General features: G+C 47.6%; 18 protein-coding genes. 13 read left to right on the forward strand and 5 right to left on the reverse strand.

Annotation, left to right across the window (positions count from 1 at the left end):
• Positions 1 to 97: 97 nt before the first annotated feature.
• The gene (locus ACMUEV_RS15330; protein ID WP_190652448.1) at positions 98 to 667 is read left to right on the forward strand and encodes a hypothetical protein; all 570 of its coding nucleotides are present in this window, start codon (positions 98 to 100) and stop codon (positions 665 to 667) included.
• A gap of 772 nt (positions 668 to 1,439) precedes the next feature.
• On the opposite strand, the gene ACMUEV_RS15335 is transcribed toward ACMUEV_RS15330, so the two are convergent.
• Positions 1,440 to 1,730: a hypothetical protein gene (locus ACMUEV_RS15335; RefSeq protein WP_017289363.1), complete on the reverse strand. Its 291-nt coding sequence runs from the start codon at positions 1,728 to 1,730 to the stop codon at positions 1,440 to 1,442.
• 86 nt (positions 1,731 to 1,816) lie between these two features.
• On the opposite strand from ACMUEV_RS15335, the gene ACMUEV_RS15340 reads away from it, so the two are divergent.
• The 10 genes from ACMUEV_RS15340 to ACMUEV_RS15385 all read left to right on the forward strand — a co-directional run bounded on the left by ACMUEV_RS15340 (position 1,817) and on the right by ACMUEV_RS15385 (position 8,864).
• Complete coding sequence (locus tag ACMUEV_RS15340) at positions 1,817 to 2,122, forward strand: glucose-6-phosphate dehydrogenase (protein WP_190652446.1); 306 nt, start codon at positions 1,817 to 1,819, stop codon at positions 2,120 to 2,122.
• 64 nt (positions 2,123 to 2,186) lie between these two features.
• Entirely contained in the window at positions 2,187 to 4,814 is a 2,628-nt protein-coding gene (locus tag ACMUEV_RS15345; protein WP_415354599.1) for a hypothetical protein, read from the forward strand.
• Positions 4,814 to 5,647, forward strand: coding sequence for a hypothetical protein (locus ACMUEV_RS15350; RefSeq protein ID WP_415354600.1), 834 nt, complete (start codon positions 4,814 to 4,816; stop codon positions 5,645 to 5,647). The genes ACMUEV_RS15345 and ACMUEV_RS15350 overlap by 1 nt, the downstream gene beginning before the upstream one ends.
• 121 nt (positions 5,648 to 5,768) lie before the next feature.
• Positions 5,769 to 6,299 carry a hypothetical protein gene (locus ACMUEV_RS15355; RefSeq protein ID WP_415354601.1) on the forward strand — a complete coding sequence of 177 codons (531 nt, stop codon included), beginning with the start codon at positions 5,769 to 5,771 and terminating at the stop codon, positions 6,297 to 6,299.
• Between the two features lie 3 nt (positions 6,300 to 6,302).
• Positions 6,303 to 6,584, forward strand: coding sequence for a hypothetical protein (locus tag ACMUEV_RS15360; protein ID WP_415354602.1), 282 nt, complete (start codon positions 6,303 to 6,305; stop codon positions 6,582 to 6,584).
• Positions 6,581 to 7,030: a hypothetical protein gene (locus tag ACMUEV_RS15365; protein WP_415354603.1), complete on the forward strand. Its 450-nt coding sequence runs from the start codon at positions 6,581 to 6,583 to the stop codon at positions 7,028 to 7,030. Before ACMUEV_RS15360 ends, ACMUEV_RS15365 begins: the two co-directional genes overlap by 4 nt.
• Entirely contained in the window at positions 7,030 to 7,641 is a 612-nt protein-coding gene (locus tag ACMUEV_RS15370; protein ID WP_415354604.1) for a hypothetical protein, read from the forward strand. The genes ACMUEV_RS15365 and ACMUEV_RS15370 overlap by 1 nt, the downstream gene beginning before the upstream one ends.
• A 95-nt stretch (positions 7,642 to 7,736) precedes the next feature.
• Entirely contained in the window at positions 7,737 to 8,243 is a 507-nt protein-coding gene (locus ACMUEV_RS15375; RefSeq protein ID WP_415354605.1) for a hypothetical protein, read from the forward strand.
• Positions 8,240 to 8,707, forward strand: a complete 468-nt coding sequence (locus ACMUEV_RS15380) for a hypothetical protein (protein WP_190652894.1) — start codon at positions 8,240 to 8,242, stop codon at positions 8,705 to 8,707. The genes ACMUEV_RS15375 and ACMUEV_RS15380 overlap by 4 nt, the downstream gene beginning before the upstream one ends.
• Complete coding sequence (locus tag ACMUEV_RS15385; RefSeq protein WP_199329679.1) at positions 8,679 to 8,864, forward strand: hypothetical protein; 186 nt, start codon at positions 8,679 to 8,681, stop codon at positions 8,862 to 8,864. The genes ACMUEV_RS15380 and ACMUEV_RS15385 overlap by 29 nt, the downstream gene beginning before the upstream one ends.
• 274 nt (positions 8,865 to 9,138) lie before the next feature.
• Here ACMUEV_RS15385 and ACMUEV_RS15390 read toward each other — a convergent pair whose 3' ends face one another.
• On the reverse strand, positions 9,139 to 9,987 hold the full coding sequence (locus tag ACMUEV_RS15390) for a LysM peptidoglycan-binding domain-containing M23 family metallopeptidase (RefSeq protein WP_190652893.1): 849 nt from the start codon (positions 9,985 to 9,987) through the stop codon (positions 9,139 to 9,141).
• Positions 9,988 to 10,065: 78 nt separating this feature from the next.
• Positions 10,066 to 10,899, reverse strand: a complete 834-nt coding sequence (locus ACMUEV_RS15395) for an alpha/beta fold hydrolase (RefSeq protein WP_190652892.1) — start codon at positions 10,897 to 10,899, stop codon at positions 10,066 to 10,068.
• A 158-nt stretch (positions 10,900 to 11,057) separates the two neighbouring features.
• Here ACMUEV_RS15395 and ACMUEV_RS15400 point away from each other — a divergent pair, with 158 nt between their 5' ends.
• Positions 11,058 to 11,246 carry a hypothetical protein gene (locus ACMUEV_RS15400; RefSeq protein ID WP_017288261.1) on the forward strand — a complete coding sequence of 63 codons (189 nt, stop codon included), beginning with the start codon at positions 11,058 to 11,060 and terminating at the stop codon, positions 11,244 to 11,246.
• 58 nt (positions 11,247 to 11,304) lie between these two features.
• On the opposite strand, the gene ACMUEV_RS15405 is transcribed toward ACMUEV_RS15400, so the two are convergent.
• Complete coding sequence (locus tag ACMUEV_RS15405) at positions 11,305 to 12,552, reverse strand: aminopeptidase P family protein (RefSeq protein ID WP_190652891.1); 1,248 nt, start codon at positions 12,550 to 12,552, stop codon at positions 11,305 to 11,307.
• Positions 12,536 to 13,165, reverse strand: coding sequence for a TetR/AcrR family transcriptional regulator (locus tag ACMUEV_RS15410; protein WP_017288259.1), 630 nt, complete (start codon positions 13,163 to 13,165; stop codon positions 12,536 to 12,538). The genes ACMUEV_RS15405 and ACMUEV_RS15410 overlap by 17 nt, the downstream gene beginning before the upstream one ends.
• Before the next feature lie 239 nt (positions 13,166 to 13,404).
• Between ACMUEV_RS15410 and ACMUEV_RS15415 the strand changes: the two genes are divergently transcribed.
• A complete protein-coding gene (locus tag ACMUEV_RS15415) occupies positions 13,405 to 14,226 on the forward strand; it encodes a C39 family peptidase (RefSeq protein WP_190652890.1) in 822 nt (273 codons plus the stop codon).
• Positions 14,227 to 14,332: the final 106 nt, after the last annotated feature.

Genomic DNA, 14,332 nt, shown 5'->3' on the forward strand with positions numbered 1-14,332 from the left:
GTTTTAAGTACAACGGGTTTCCATAAATTACTTAAACTAAACTAATGTATGTGATTTTCTGTTCTCTAAAAGTATCGTTACTTGGTAGGTGGTCGAAGTGATAACAGATTTGAATAATAAATTGTTGGAGTATTACGGCAAGTTTCCTCTTTTTGGGATCGTACTATTTACTGAAGCGCATCCCCATATTGTTAAAGTCTTAAAAGATCAAGAATACTATGCTGCTCTTGATGAAATAAGCGGTGATTCAATTGCAGTTTTTGCAACAATGCTTCTGCGTGGAAAACTAGAGTATCCTGATTTGCCGCCAGGAACGATAGGTATGTTAGTTCCAATTTGGAAAGAGCCTTCAAAAAATAAAGAAGTATTGTCTTGGTTTGACATCAAAGATAGTCAGAAGCTACCAATTTTTGTCCTTTTTGGCTTTGAATCTGGTTTGTTGTACTATCAAAAATATGCTTTGAGCGATACTTCTGTACAGCAGTCTTTTGATTCATTGCGTGAGGTTTTATCTTCAATTTCCACAAAAATACAAGATAACGCAGATGATGATCCAACAAGCTTATTCAAAAAAGCAAGATGGGAAATTAGTAAATTACAGTTTAAGCATCAAATTAAGGATGTAATTGGAGTGGTTTCGCAGTTTCGAGGAGTAAGTGGACTATGATTCAGGGATAACGCTCTACCTAACAATTCGGGTGCAGCGGATTGATTGAAGCCGCTTGGGTGGGATACAGAAACCCTAGCGACCGCTGACCCGAACCGTTAGGCCCACAAGCCAAAGCGTTTCGGTTTGAATAGAAGGTTTTAATACTTGGACTATTTAACCGTACTAAGTTTGATTTTTTGGAGATAGAACTTACCTATGTTTGCAAGTATTACTGATTCTCAGGGTAACTTGGTCACGGTTATAGACTGGAAAGTGGTGACACTAGATAATGGTAAAATGCACGATCTCTTTATCGATAGAAACGACAATATTTATCTAGAAAGACCTCATAATGATACGATTGATGCCATTGAGCTTATTAATTGTTTGAGAGTTGGACTCAACAATTTCTACCAAATGCAAGGGCTTCAAATACATTTAGGGAGAACTACTTGAACAGCAAAATAGTGCCTTATGTAATTGGCTCTTTTCGCAACTTGCCCAGTCCAGCTTTGCTCTGCCTAACACTTTGGTGCAGCGGATGGCGCAGAGATCTCTAGCTGGGTGGCCCATTTTGGACTACCGCCGCTGGCCATTTCCGTTAAAGCTATATTTTTGAGTTCTGGTGAGCTGCTCTCCACCGCAGAATTCCCTACTGAAAAGCCCATTCTTTCGTGTTTGAGTCTCAATTAGACTCACGAAAGAATGGGCTTTTCTATTCATAACTAATTAGCGATTTAAGCCATTTTTAGTCCAGTAGGATCAGTCTCACATTTCCCCAAATTGAGAATCACCATCGACGATCGCGCTCCAAATCAAAAACAACCTTCTCTAAAATCCATTGCTCTGAGCGATCGGGATAGCGCGATCGTGCTTGCCTCAAAAGTCGATCAGCCGTTGCCCGATCACCATACACCAGCTGATAGAGTCGCTGCTGAATTGCGGGTTTTGAAGAAGTGCGCACGGGTGTCGATCGTCGTGAAGGCGAGTTACTGAGTTGTGGCAACACCCAACAAAGGACACAGATGATTAAGACGAGCAGGGCGAGTTCAAACATTGGGAAACTCAGAATCTCTTTCATGCTCTTTGTGGCATTGGAGAAGGCGTTTCTGCTGTGATTTGCATCATTGCAGGGATTAATAAGCCCGTAGCAAGGCTTAATTCAACATGAGTGCACTTAATCTTTCAACGCAAATTCCACCCGCGATCAACACGGTCGAAGAAGCCGCCGCCTGGGCGCTGCTCACTCTTCAAGCAATGAATCCACAAATGCGAGTTCTCGAAACCGACTTAGCAAATGAGCGTGTAGTCGATTCTGGAATCTTCAAGGCAGCAGATGGCACAACCCGCTTATGGATGCGCGCGAGCTTTGAAATCGATCCGGCATGGGCTTCTGACAACTCTAAAAAGCTATGGCTTCACGTTAGGGAGTTCTCTCAAACTCAAATTCCCTCGGCATATACCTCGAATTAATTTCAACCTCACAGCCATTGTTTGGAGTGTCGCAAGGCACTCCTTTTCTGTTTAGGAGCTTGTCATGTCATTTAGCGAAGCGTATGCCCGGACTTATTTCACCGATAGTACAGGTCGGATTGATTATGCAAAATACTGGGATACTATCACCGGAAAAAACTACACCGGTAACGGGCGGAATCCCGAGCCGCCGCCTTCCAAACCGATTCAGCCTCATGCTGTCTCGCAAGGTTCCTATGATGCACGCATGGCGGAAGCCTTAAGAGTCAATGCAGCCTTCGACCGCAACACAGGCAGAATCGACGCAGATCGCCTCATTAGGATGGCAGACGCAGATCGCCGTCAGGGATTCAGCGCCAGTGAAATCCAAATTCGCAGCAATGACTCATCATCAGCGATCGTCAAATATGGAACAGACCGCAATCGAATCAGCGCTCAGCAAAGATTCGATCAGGGTTTTACTTCTGCTCAACCCTTCCCACGTGGACAAGGGAACGCAGCGCCGCCGCCCGTTCAAGTCAATCGTGGCGGATTTGGCGGTGGCATGGGTGCAGCTGCGATTGGTGGCGCTGCGATTAGTGCAGTGGGTGACTGGATTATCAGAACCCAAGGCAACAAGGCGCGCGATACCCTATCAGATTGGATTCGACAGGCGATCGGGAAACCTCCACTCACTCAGCAAGAAAAGCAAGAAATCGCGCGTATTCAAGAGGAGCCTAACCCGTTTGAGCGAGCCAGAAAGCTACAAGAGTTTCAGCAAAGAAAAACACAGGATGCGCGCACTAGCTGGAAGCCGTGGGAGCAAGGGAAAGTCCAAGATGCGACGATTTACAACTTTGACCCCTCTGAAGTTCAAACATTTTTAGTGTTTGTTGTGGCGAGTCGTTATAACCGGAACACCGGATCGGTAGCAAATCCGGGCGATAAATCGCTAACTCTCAGACCAGGGGAGGAAGATACACAGGTTAGCGATTTTAAGCCGAGAATCGGAATTCCTTTGTCGATCGAGCGTGAAACAACGGATGAAAGCACCCCTCATTCGACTAACCCACAGACGATCGATGAATCTGGTATGAGAATTGTCAATCGCTTCTATTTGGTGTGGAAAAACGCGAATGGCGAGCAGGTTAGAGAGTTGATTGGAGAGCCAGTTTCTACCGCTAGCTTATGGTTCGGTAATTTTCGAGTTCGATACAACTCCGAGGCGGCAAAGCCCTTTAATGGCGGCGAATTCCAAGGAGATCGCCAAAATGGAATTGATCCAAATCTTGAGCCACCGCCATTTCAATTTATCTTTGCACCGCCGCCGCCGGGAAGGCGAGTCACTGATCCACCGCCGCCGCCAGATCGAAGACTTGATCCACCGCCGCCGCCAGATCGAAGACTTGATCCACCGCCACCGCCAGATCGAAGACTTGATCCGCCGCCGCCCGTGGTTTTTGCTCCACCGCCGCCCGGTCGAAGACTTGAGCCGCCCGTGCGCCCACCGATCGAGCCTGGAATCGACCCCAAGCCCCGCTATGAAATTCGACAGGAAATCAGGACAGATCAGCGCCCTAACTTCGCTCCAGAAGTCAATTTAAGGCAGCGCCCTAACTTCGCTCCAGAAGTTGGGCTAAGACAGCGATTAGATGGCAGAGTGACCACTGATTTTCTCAAGGATGGCAAAATCAAGCCTGACAAAATCCAGGAAATTCAAGACAAGGCAGAGAGACGAGTCGAGCCTGATTTATCTACTCCGCCACTTTGCCAAAACGATTGCATTGCCGACTTACAGCGAGGGCAACAGAACCAAAATCAAACCGTTACGGTGATGGTTGATCGATTTGTGACGTGGAACCGACTCACTGGCGCTGTGTTTGTGAAAGAACCTGTACAAGTTCCCGCAAATATGGCTTCATTCGCTCAGATGATGGGCGATCGCACTGCCAACATCAGATCGCGCTTTGGATTGGCAGAGTTGCGAGCGCGGCTCACTCAAGTGATGAACACACTCAGCACCGCTGCATCGTTGCATAATGCCGCGATGCTGTCTGCAAACCTGGGTCAGACTATGGGCGATGTCGTTACGCAGTCCGTCCAAACCTTTGCCCCGATGTTTGGCGTAGATAAGACCGCCGCTGAAGCTTTTGACTTTAACGAAGTACTAGGTAAGGCAGTCAATGAAACGATGGAGAATGCGCTAGGGGCAGAAACCTGGAACGGGACCAAAGCAACCTTTACTAAGCTCAATCGCATTGTCACCACTGCGAGCCAAATTGTTTGGACAGTCAGATCGATCGCTGACTCATCCCGCGAAATTGCCGAATGGACGGCAGAAAATACCGGAAAAATTGGCAACGCGCTGAAACGCTTCCGAGTCGTGGGCGAGAATGCTTATCCCTGGATGCCAGAGCGGGTTACAGCCCAGAGCAAATGGCAGCAGAGAATGCAGAAGTTTAGGGATGGTCAAGAAAACCTAGATGATGCCGCAAGCTCAATTTCTAGCGTTGTGGGTGAGGTTCGATCGATCACTGAAGAAGTGAACGAATTTAGGGAGCAGAAAGAAGCCTTTGACAAGGCAATCAAGGAAGCAACCCCCAACAGTCGCCCCGATAACGATTCGACAAAAGCCACGGCTGATCAGTCGAATGCCGCAAGTAAATCGCCCACTCTGCAACCAACAGACCGCACAAAAGGAGATGCAGAGTAATGCCTTTACCGAGTAACTTCAGCCCCGCTGAACACCTGCAAGACACCATTCGCCGCACCTATAACCCAGAGGTGCGCGAATGGTTCAGCGACATTACGACTGATGACCCGGATATCAGTACCCCTAGAGCAAGTCTGAGAACCGCTTGCACTCATGCAGAGCTAGACACAATGGATATGACTCTATCGAGAATGCTGCTCTTTGACATGCTGATTAAACAGCGATGGAATCAGGGCATAGCGAGCAGCGATCGCGATTTGAATTACCGCGTGTTACGTCGCACCCGTCCACAAGTGACGCTCTATTTCCTGGAAGATTTAGAAGATGTTGAGCCTGGTTATGACCCGGTTTCGGGCGAAATCTCATTTCGTCTGATGACTCAAACGAGTACAACCTTTTCTAACTCCGAAGCGCTCGCCCTTGCCAACAAAATCAAGACTGAGTTCGGCACAGGTCAAGGGTTTGTGTGGCGCAAGGGTAAGGAACTTTGCTCTTACACCGACTGGGACAAAGGCTATCAGCTTCAACTGCTCACCCGCAATGAAACCGAAGCGCGAACCCTTATCGGCAAAGTGTTAGACCTGCAATCGCATACACCCGACTGGGAGTTCTTCAACCGTATCGAAAACGGTAGCCCTTCTGAAGCCTTTCCCACCATTCCACCCAGAGAGACAATTCTGGGCAAATCCCGCCGTCTTCCCCGCCGTCGTCCAATTGCTGAAGTGCGATTTCAATACGCCACGGTAAAGCTCGCAGGTCTAGCCAAACCCGTGTACTTATTCGACCGTTCTGGACGGTATGACAGCGCTTTGGTGACAAGCTATCGAACCTAAAATTTTCGGTATCACTGGGAAAGGTTCAACCTTTCCAGAAACTCGTATAGGTGTTTTTGGGTGGGTAGATTGAAGGCACGCTTCTCATACAGCTACTCACTCTCAAACACTCTTACAACGTATGTCAACAGCACCGAGATTTTCCCGCGTTCTACGCGGAATGCGTGGCGCAACCGCTCGCACAAGATACCTTAACTACTTGCAAGGACTGGCTGAACAAGGCGAGGGAATTGGAACGAAAGGCAACCGTCCCGACTCGATTAAGCTCTACCTCGACCCCTTCGCTCTACCCCTCGGCACTGCGGTAAAAATTCAAGCCTCTGCCCTGGTTCCGTCCTGGAACTTGTTCAGCAACTTGAGCGAAGCAAATACCCGTGTCACGGCAACCTTGGGCACAAACACCCCGATCAAGATGAGCACCTACCGACCCGCTCGCGTGGTGCGTCGTCAGCAGTCTAGCCAGACTGGTACAGCTGCTACTTCCAAGCTCACTGGATTGAAGTATCTCAAGTACAACACTGAAAGCGCTTCGATTCCATTTGGCAAGAAAGGCGCAACCGATACGATGGTGGATGCCTTCAACGAAATCGCAACTCAGTCGAAAGGGTCTTCGACTAACCTGAAGTTTACTTTGGTTGAAGAGAAGGTCTAATCGATGCACGTTCTAGAGCCGTTCCTGCTTGATCTGGGACTCACCCCAGATCACAACAAAAGCGATATTGCAGCTGAAATTGATGCTCATTGCACGATTCAACGCCTAACTGAGAAGTTTCTCAAGGGAGAAGCGACGATCGATGAATTGGAAGACTGTCTCGCTCAATTTGGCGTAGAGCCAGATGAGTACTGGGGCATCGTTGACGAGAACATTGACGCTGTGATTGATCAGGGAACGGCTCTAGAAGATGCAGACACGATCATCTGGTTGCCTCATGTATGAGCCGATTAATCATCAATCCCGCTAACGGTACAAACTGGCGATTGCTCTATCAGCACCAATTTACGACTCAGCAAATCAGCGCCAGAGAGCGATCGTTGATTCCTGATACGGTGCTACCCGTGCAAGCAGAATCGCGCATTCTGGCGGCTAAAACGTTCAGCCAGTATGCCAAATCGACTTGGAGAAGCGGCGGATCACTCACGCCTTTAGTCGATTCTGGTGTTGCTGACATTGGGCAATTGGCGCTTAATCGCTATCAACTGCCCTGCAATGGTGCAAGATTGCTGATTTTTCCAAAGTTCTCAACCACTTATCAACTGAAGTTTAGTTGCCCGTGGTGGTTTAGCGAGATCGCTTTGACTCTGTACGAGTACATCGGCTCAGAGAGCGATAGTACTGAAGACTTGATTCGAGAACTGCAAACGCAAGTCCAACTTTTATTCTGATGACCTGGACAACGATCGCGACGATTACCGCAGGGCAAGACTGGCAATCTACTCCAGTAATTAGCTCAGAGTTAGGTTATGTCAGGCTCACGTTTGAGACGGCTGGTGTTCCGGTTTGGCTTGCTCAAGTTGATCCGGACTCCACTGATATCTATGACGAGCGCCGCATTACTGCGACCCCTCACGCCCGGATTCTCGAATTTGAAGCGCCCCCATTTTTCAGCGATCGCGCTCTTGCCCTCAGAGTGCCGAATTTTGCAACGCCCTTTGATGTTCAGATTGAGGTTTCTTCTATGCCCATTTCTCGTGGTGGCGCAACTCAAGTCACTGTAAATACTCCGACTAGCTCAAATGTCGTAGCTTCGGCTGTCACAGCTTCGACAACTTCTGTCCAGCTGCTCGCTGCAAACGCAAACCGAAAGAGCGCTTCTATCGTGAACAACGGCACTGGTATTTTGTATGTCGAGCTAGGTGCAACCGCTTCGACTTCTGCGTTTACTATCTCGCTCAACAATGGCGATTTGTATGAGCTTCCGATTGCCTACACAGGCAACATCGCCGGGATTTGGTCGGCTACGGGTGGAAACGCTTTAGTACGAGAGTTTGTCTAATGCCAGTAACCCGCGCTGCTAGGGCTTCTACTACACCGCCCACAATTTCAAATCCTCCATCGAACCCAACTAACGAGCAATTGAGGACAACGAGCGTGGCGATTCTAGATTGCTTGAGGAACGCGGGCTTAGTGTCTAACACAATCTCAAGCCGCAATACAGCGCAGCTTGACCCGCTGACCTACACGCCGATCAATAACGGAAGCTACACCTATCACGGCACAGCCTACACAATGAGCGCTTTGCGTGATGGTAGTAACACCGTTGGAATGATGGTGACGAATGCCGCCACGGTATTCGTACAAGTGCAGTTTTCAACCGCTGTCTACCTTAATCAAGTGCAGCTTTGGTTAGGGCAGTTCAACGGAAATTTCAATCATCCTAGAGATTTGAGCATCTTTGCTGGAGCAGTTACCAGCACAGCTGGTACACCGTTATACTCTGGCACTCTGGCAACTGTATCCACAGTCCAAACGATCAACCTCGCTAGTGATACAGATTTCAACACCGCTCACACGATTTACACGTTTGTCTTTTCTAATAGCACAGGTGGCGTAAACGTTTCGGTCGGCGAGATGCTGCTATGGGGACAAGCAACATGAACAATATTTCAGCGATGACCGCTCAATCACTCCAGCCCTCACCCCTCCCAACTGCTACCCCTCCTCTGATGGAAGGTGGGCTGATGGTGGCGATCGTCGTTTACCTGATCAAAGAAGGCGTAGGATTTTTCAAGCAGAAGGATGCCAGTGAGGAAAAGCTGACGGCAAGTTTGATTGAGGATATTCGCAACGATCGCAATATCCACTTCAAACAGCAAGCCGAAATGCTGATCCAGCTGAAGGGTAGTCACGATAAAATTGCGCTCGCGATCGAGCGAATGGGTGCAGCTACGACAGATATTAATCTTGCTTTGCAGATGAGCAAGCGGACGGAAACAGAGATCTTTCACGCCCTTCAGCAAATCCAGCAAAGCATGATCCTGATGAATGAAAAACTAGATCGCCTCACCACACCTGAGACAGCCAATGGAAAATATGGACCTGGAGAACGTGAGAGCCGTTAAGACTCACGTTGGATTTTTAGTGATTCACTTGCCAGAAATAGGCGGCATTTCACATTTAGAGCTTGCGTTGGGATTAGAGCAGCTGGCTCAAGAGTATCGAGCGATCGCAGCTTCTAGAACTGCGATCGCCATAAATACGGTCGAAAGACGCGAATGATAGTTATGTTTTTAACAAGTCAAAGTTCTCCTGATTTCTACGTGCTAGATGAGACAAGGCTTTGAAAATTAGCGACTACGGTTTTCACTTAATACCGCATTCGAATTCCCTTGGGGGTATTAAAAAAGCGAGGCAAGAGTAGCACTCTTGCCTCGCTTTTTAGTTTTCTGCAGTCGGCAGCAGATGGAAGTTTTGCAGACTGCGATCGTAAACAATTCACACTTTCCGATCTTCGGGTTCAAATAACGATCCGATCGCAGGAAAGAGAAATCCTTTACCGACGAATAAACGCGATCGGATCTTCTGCGACCCAGCCTAATTTGGAATTCGTTCGCACTTCAAAATGCAAATGTGGTTGTACTGTACTCGGTGATCCGGTTTGTCCAACCTTTCCAACGACTGTCCCTCGTTTGATTACTTGTCCGACTTTGACATTGATGGTTGCCAACTGAGCGTACCGGGTTTGATAGCCCTGTTGATGATTAATCACAACGAGATTTCCATAGTTTCCCTGATTGCTTGCAAATGCGACGGTTCCATCCCCGATCGCTTTCACAGGTGTGCCCACATTTGCCAGCAGATCCGTTCCACTATGAAAGACTGGCTTTTCACGTCCTGCTGGCAAGTACCATCCAAAACCTAGCGCAATTGAAGCGGTTTCTCCCGTTAAAGGTGAACCAGATAAAACCGGAGTTTTGCCAACTGCTGCAGGTTGAGTACCGCTATTCGGTGACCAGTTTACACCTGGGACAAAGACAACTTTGGGCGATCGCTGACAGCCATTCACTTCGTATAGGACATCTGCCCGGACTCGATAACGTGCTGCTAAATCCTTAAAACTCGTTCCCGCCGGAACTTCCACCCGAATGCCGTTAAAGGGCGGAATTAGGAGCGTTTGTCCAGGCGAAACTTTTCCCGATCGCGTCTCGGGATTTAAGCCCATGATCGTTGTGGAAATGAGATTGTATTTTGTTGCGATCGAGTCGAGTGTTTCGCCTGCTGCAACTGTGTGACGAGATAACCGAGACAAGGCTGGAGCAGGGCAAGCCGATTCTTGTGCTTGCAGGGGGGGCATGATGCCAAACCCTAAAACTCCAGCTAGGAACAACCCACGATAATACATAGCTTGATTCAATGATGCCGCTATTTGTTCGGACGAGTTTATCATCCCGTTGTTTCAGGATTTCTGTTTCGGGATTTTCTAAACCACTTTCTGTCTTAAAAATGGCACGAGAATTTCATTCACCTTTTCGTGCCAGTCTTCTTGAGGATAATGTCCGACTTCATCGAGTTCAACCAAGGTTGGATACAAGGATTTTGCAGTCTCGATCGCGAGCCAAGGATCACGCGCTCCCCAACCGATTAATAATGGCTTTTTCCAGTCTTTTAATCCGGTTTCGATCTCAGCCGTAACTTGCTTGAGTTGGAGATTTTGCAGAATTGCGAATAATGCCCGCCCCACATCTGAAGTTTTTAACCACGGACGACGATAGACATCAAGGTCAGCATCTTCGATGCGATAACCGCCTCCCCCTTCCAGGGTGCGATCGACGAGTAGCGGGTCTTGCGTCATCATGTCTCCGACGAGGGGAATGCTCATCTGTTTCAGTTTCCAAGGCAATTTCGCAGTTTGGAAAATTGGGCAGTTAAAAATTGCCAGTCGTTCTACTTGGTCGGGATGTCTGAGCGCGTATTGGATTCCTACGGAACCCAGAAAGCCTTGAGCGACGATCGAGACTTGCTCAAATTCAAATGCTGCAATCAAATCTTCGAGGACAGAGAGATACGTCTCGGGTTGATAAGCGAAATCTCGGCGATCCGGCATACTCGAATATCCACAGCCAATCCAATCTGGCGCGATCGCTCTAAATCCTTCTGCACCCAACGCAGGTAAGACATTTCGCCAGCTGTAGCCTTGAGAGACTAAACCGTGGAGCAAAATGACCGGAGTGCGATCAGAAGAACTCGTCGGTTCGGCATCTCGGTAAAACCAATTTAGCGCTCCAACTTCAATTCGCTTCCCCGTTTCAGACATAATCCCGCTCTCCACAGCTTTTTTGTGAGCTTACCGTGTTTCGGGATCAACAATCTATTGTCACAAATCTATGACAAGTTTAAGAAACGGTAGTTGTTGATACAGAAATTATCTGGTATATTAGTCTCATAGACAAGAAATGACCAGGAGAAATGAGTATGTCCATTCAAGATCAAGCTCGCGCATTAATGGTTCGTCACCGCCAAATGATTCGCAACCGTGAGCAATCCATGTTGACTCGTCAAGCAAACGAAGTTGGAATGCCTTCGGAATCTGCCCAGGTGATGCAAAGCAATCATCATGGAAATATTGAAAACTACGATCGTAGTAATGTCGGTTTGAGCTAGTTGCTAAATGATTGTTTCTCTCTAAGCGCTCTTCAGAGGAAGAGCGCTTTTTAATTGGTTAATTTGCAGAGGTGGGAAGAGCAGCACTTAAGATTTCTGAACCTTCTGTCGTTACCAAAATGTCATCTTCGATCCGAATCCCACGGACATCTGAAAACTTTTCGAGTTGCTGCCAATTCACTACATCGCGATATTTTTCTCTGCGCTCTGGATCATTCAAAATAGCCGGAACTTGATAAAATCCAGGCTCGATCGTCACGATCATTCCCGCTCTTAACAGTCGATCGAGTCGTAAATATCCCAATCCAAATCGAGCACTGCGCGATCGCCCGGCTGCATATCCTGCTAAATCGCCCAAGTCTTCCATATCATGGACATCTAAACCTAGCAAATGCCCGATCCCATGTGGAAAGAACAACGCATGAGCATCTTGATCCACTAAATCTGCAGGTTGACCCCGCAAAATTCCTAAATCGACTAAACCTTCTGCGAGCACTTCACAAGCGAGCAAATGAATATCGCGATATTCAATCCCAGGACAAATCTTTGCGATCGCTCGATCATGCGCTTCTAGTACCACATCATAAATCGCTTTTTGAGTCGGCGAAAACGTTCCACTAGCTGACCAGGTTCGCGTAATATCTGAAGCCCAACCGCTTTGGGTTTCTGCGCCTACATCTGCGAGCACTAAATCCCCAGGCTGTACAGGATGATGATACTGTTCATTGTGCAACACCTCACCGTGTACGGTCACAATACTGTTATAAGCACAGGTCATATTGTGCGAAAGAATTACACTTTCCATGGCTGCTCGAATCTGAGCTTCAGTTTTTGCGCTTAAGGTGGCTTGGATTCCGGCTTGATGAGCTTCAACGGTGACTGCGATCGCTTTGCGAATTTCGGCGATCGCACTTTCATCGTGAATGAGCCGCAATTCAATGATGGCTTTCTGCAATTCTAAATTGTCAATCTCAATGCCTGAAGTGATCTCTGAAAGTGGGTAAGCCGCATCCGCTCCGATCGCTTCTGCAATCTGATCGCGCGTCGGCGATTCTCCATGCCAAAGCGCACTGGCGGGTTTCGGATCATCGAGAAACAGTGTTAATCGCTCACCCTCAATTTTGACGATCGCATCTTCTAAAGACAATCCTGCAAAGTAGAGAAAATGACTACTCGCGCGAAATGGATAGGTATTTGCTGGAAAATTTCGAGATTTCCGGCTGCCCGATCGTAAAATCACCGGAAAATCCACCAACTTAGAAAGCTTTTGTCGTCGAGCTTTGAGCGTATCAGCCAACTGATTCATGTTGTGCCAGAACTCCATTCAGAAAGATATCTGCAATCCCTTCTGCCATCTCCTTCATTTCATGCGGAGAACTGCCAGGGGACATGATTGTATCTTGACTGAATCCCGCGATCGTAAACATTCCTAAAAATACCCGCGCTACCAATCTTGGACTCATCTGCCGATAAATGCCTTGATCCATCGCGGTCTGAAAGAATGCCTCTGCTACGTCGGTCATTTTTTCGACGACTTCGATTTGAATGCGATCGCGCAAATCGGGGTGAAACTGCGCTTCCATAAAACAGACCTTGAATAAGTCTGCATTCTGATGCATGTTCAACATCCTTTTTCGCATCACTTGGGCGATCGCTTTATAGCTACCCATTTCGCTTAACTCGGTGAGCAAATCGGTCAAAATCTCGATCCAGCCTTGGGTTGCAACTTCGATCAAAATCGCCTTTTTATTGGTGAAATGGCGAAATAACGTTCCTTCTGCGACTCCAGCTTTTTCTGCCAAATCCCGTGTAGTCGTCCCATCATATCCTTGCTTCGCAAACAGCTTCAGCGCTGCTTTGAGAATACGAGTGCGCGTTTCAGCTTCAGCTTGTTGGGGCAGTCGGTTGGTTATTGCCATCGCTTCAAGGAACAGGGCGGGATCACAAGTGTCGCCTGTTATTTCAATTGTGCAAGCGATCTCAAATCTCTTGCTTAAGTGTTATAGAGTTTACAGATTTCAACGAAATAAATTGCCGTTACTCAACCGATCGTCAATTTTCGCAACGTTTCGCAAATTTACCGAGATCGCGCTGAGAACATCAAAATCTGTTTCTCAGGGGGAAATCTATCCTTAGTATGAATATTCGAGGATAGACGATGAAACTTAGTGTTCTGCAAAATACTATTTTTAAGCAATCGACGGCAAGTTCTGGAGAGTTAGCGGATGCGGATAAAGTCTCAGTTGCAGGGGGGCAAACGTTTGAATTGCATTCTTGGAAAGCAGTTGATCCTAAGCATCTCAAAGTTGCGATGTTAGGGCAATCGCTTGGCAATCCTACAAAAACTGAGTGGTATGTGTTTGTAGAACATGTTCAACTGATCGACAATCAAGGTGCGATCGTTCCGATTCAAGTTGAGCGTCCGAAACCTCAGGTAGAGAAAGTAGCGCTACCTGCTCAAAAGCAATTAGGTGTGCTCTACAAGAGCCAGCTTGACAATGAGTTGAACCCGACGGGTGCTTGCAATGTAACTTGCTATGCGATGGCAATGGTGTACTGGCAGCGTAAAGGTCAGAGTGATAGCTTTATCCAGCTTGAAGATGAACTCTACCAATATATGGAAGATCATCAACTCTCACGACATGAGCCATCGGATTTAGTCAAACTCGGAGAGGCTTACGGCTTAAAGGTTGACTACACCAATCGTGGAAGTTTATATGATATTCGTAAAGCGATCGCAGAAGGAAAGCCTTGCATTGTTCATGGCTATTTCACAGGATTCGGTCATATTATTCTGATTCGCGGCTATGACGAAACAGGATTTTGGGTGAATGATCCTTACGGAGAATGGACAGAATGGGGGTATCGTACGGATCTGAGTGGGGAAAATCTGCACTACTCGAATGAGCTAATTCAATCGAAGTGTTCTCCAGAAGGCGAGGATTTCATTTGGTTGCATCGGATTGCCAAGGCTTTATAACGATTGAAGTCGTCGTCAACCGCAGCAATGTTGCGGAGTAGGGAGTGGGGAGTGGGGAGAACCTAAACTCAGATTGCTCCCTATTCTCCTATCAAATTTATTGTGG

Origin of the sequence: Leptolyngbya sp. FACHB-1624 (genome assembly GCF_047649235.1) — a bacterium.
In the GTDB taxonomy this organism is placed as follows: domain Bacteria; phylum Cyanobacteriota; class Cyanobacteriia; order Leptolyngbyales; family Leptolyngbyaceae; genus Leptolyngbya; species Leptolyngbya boryana.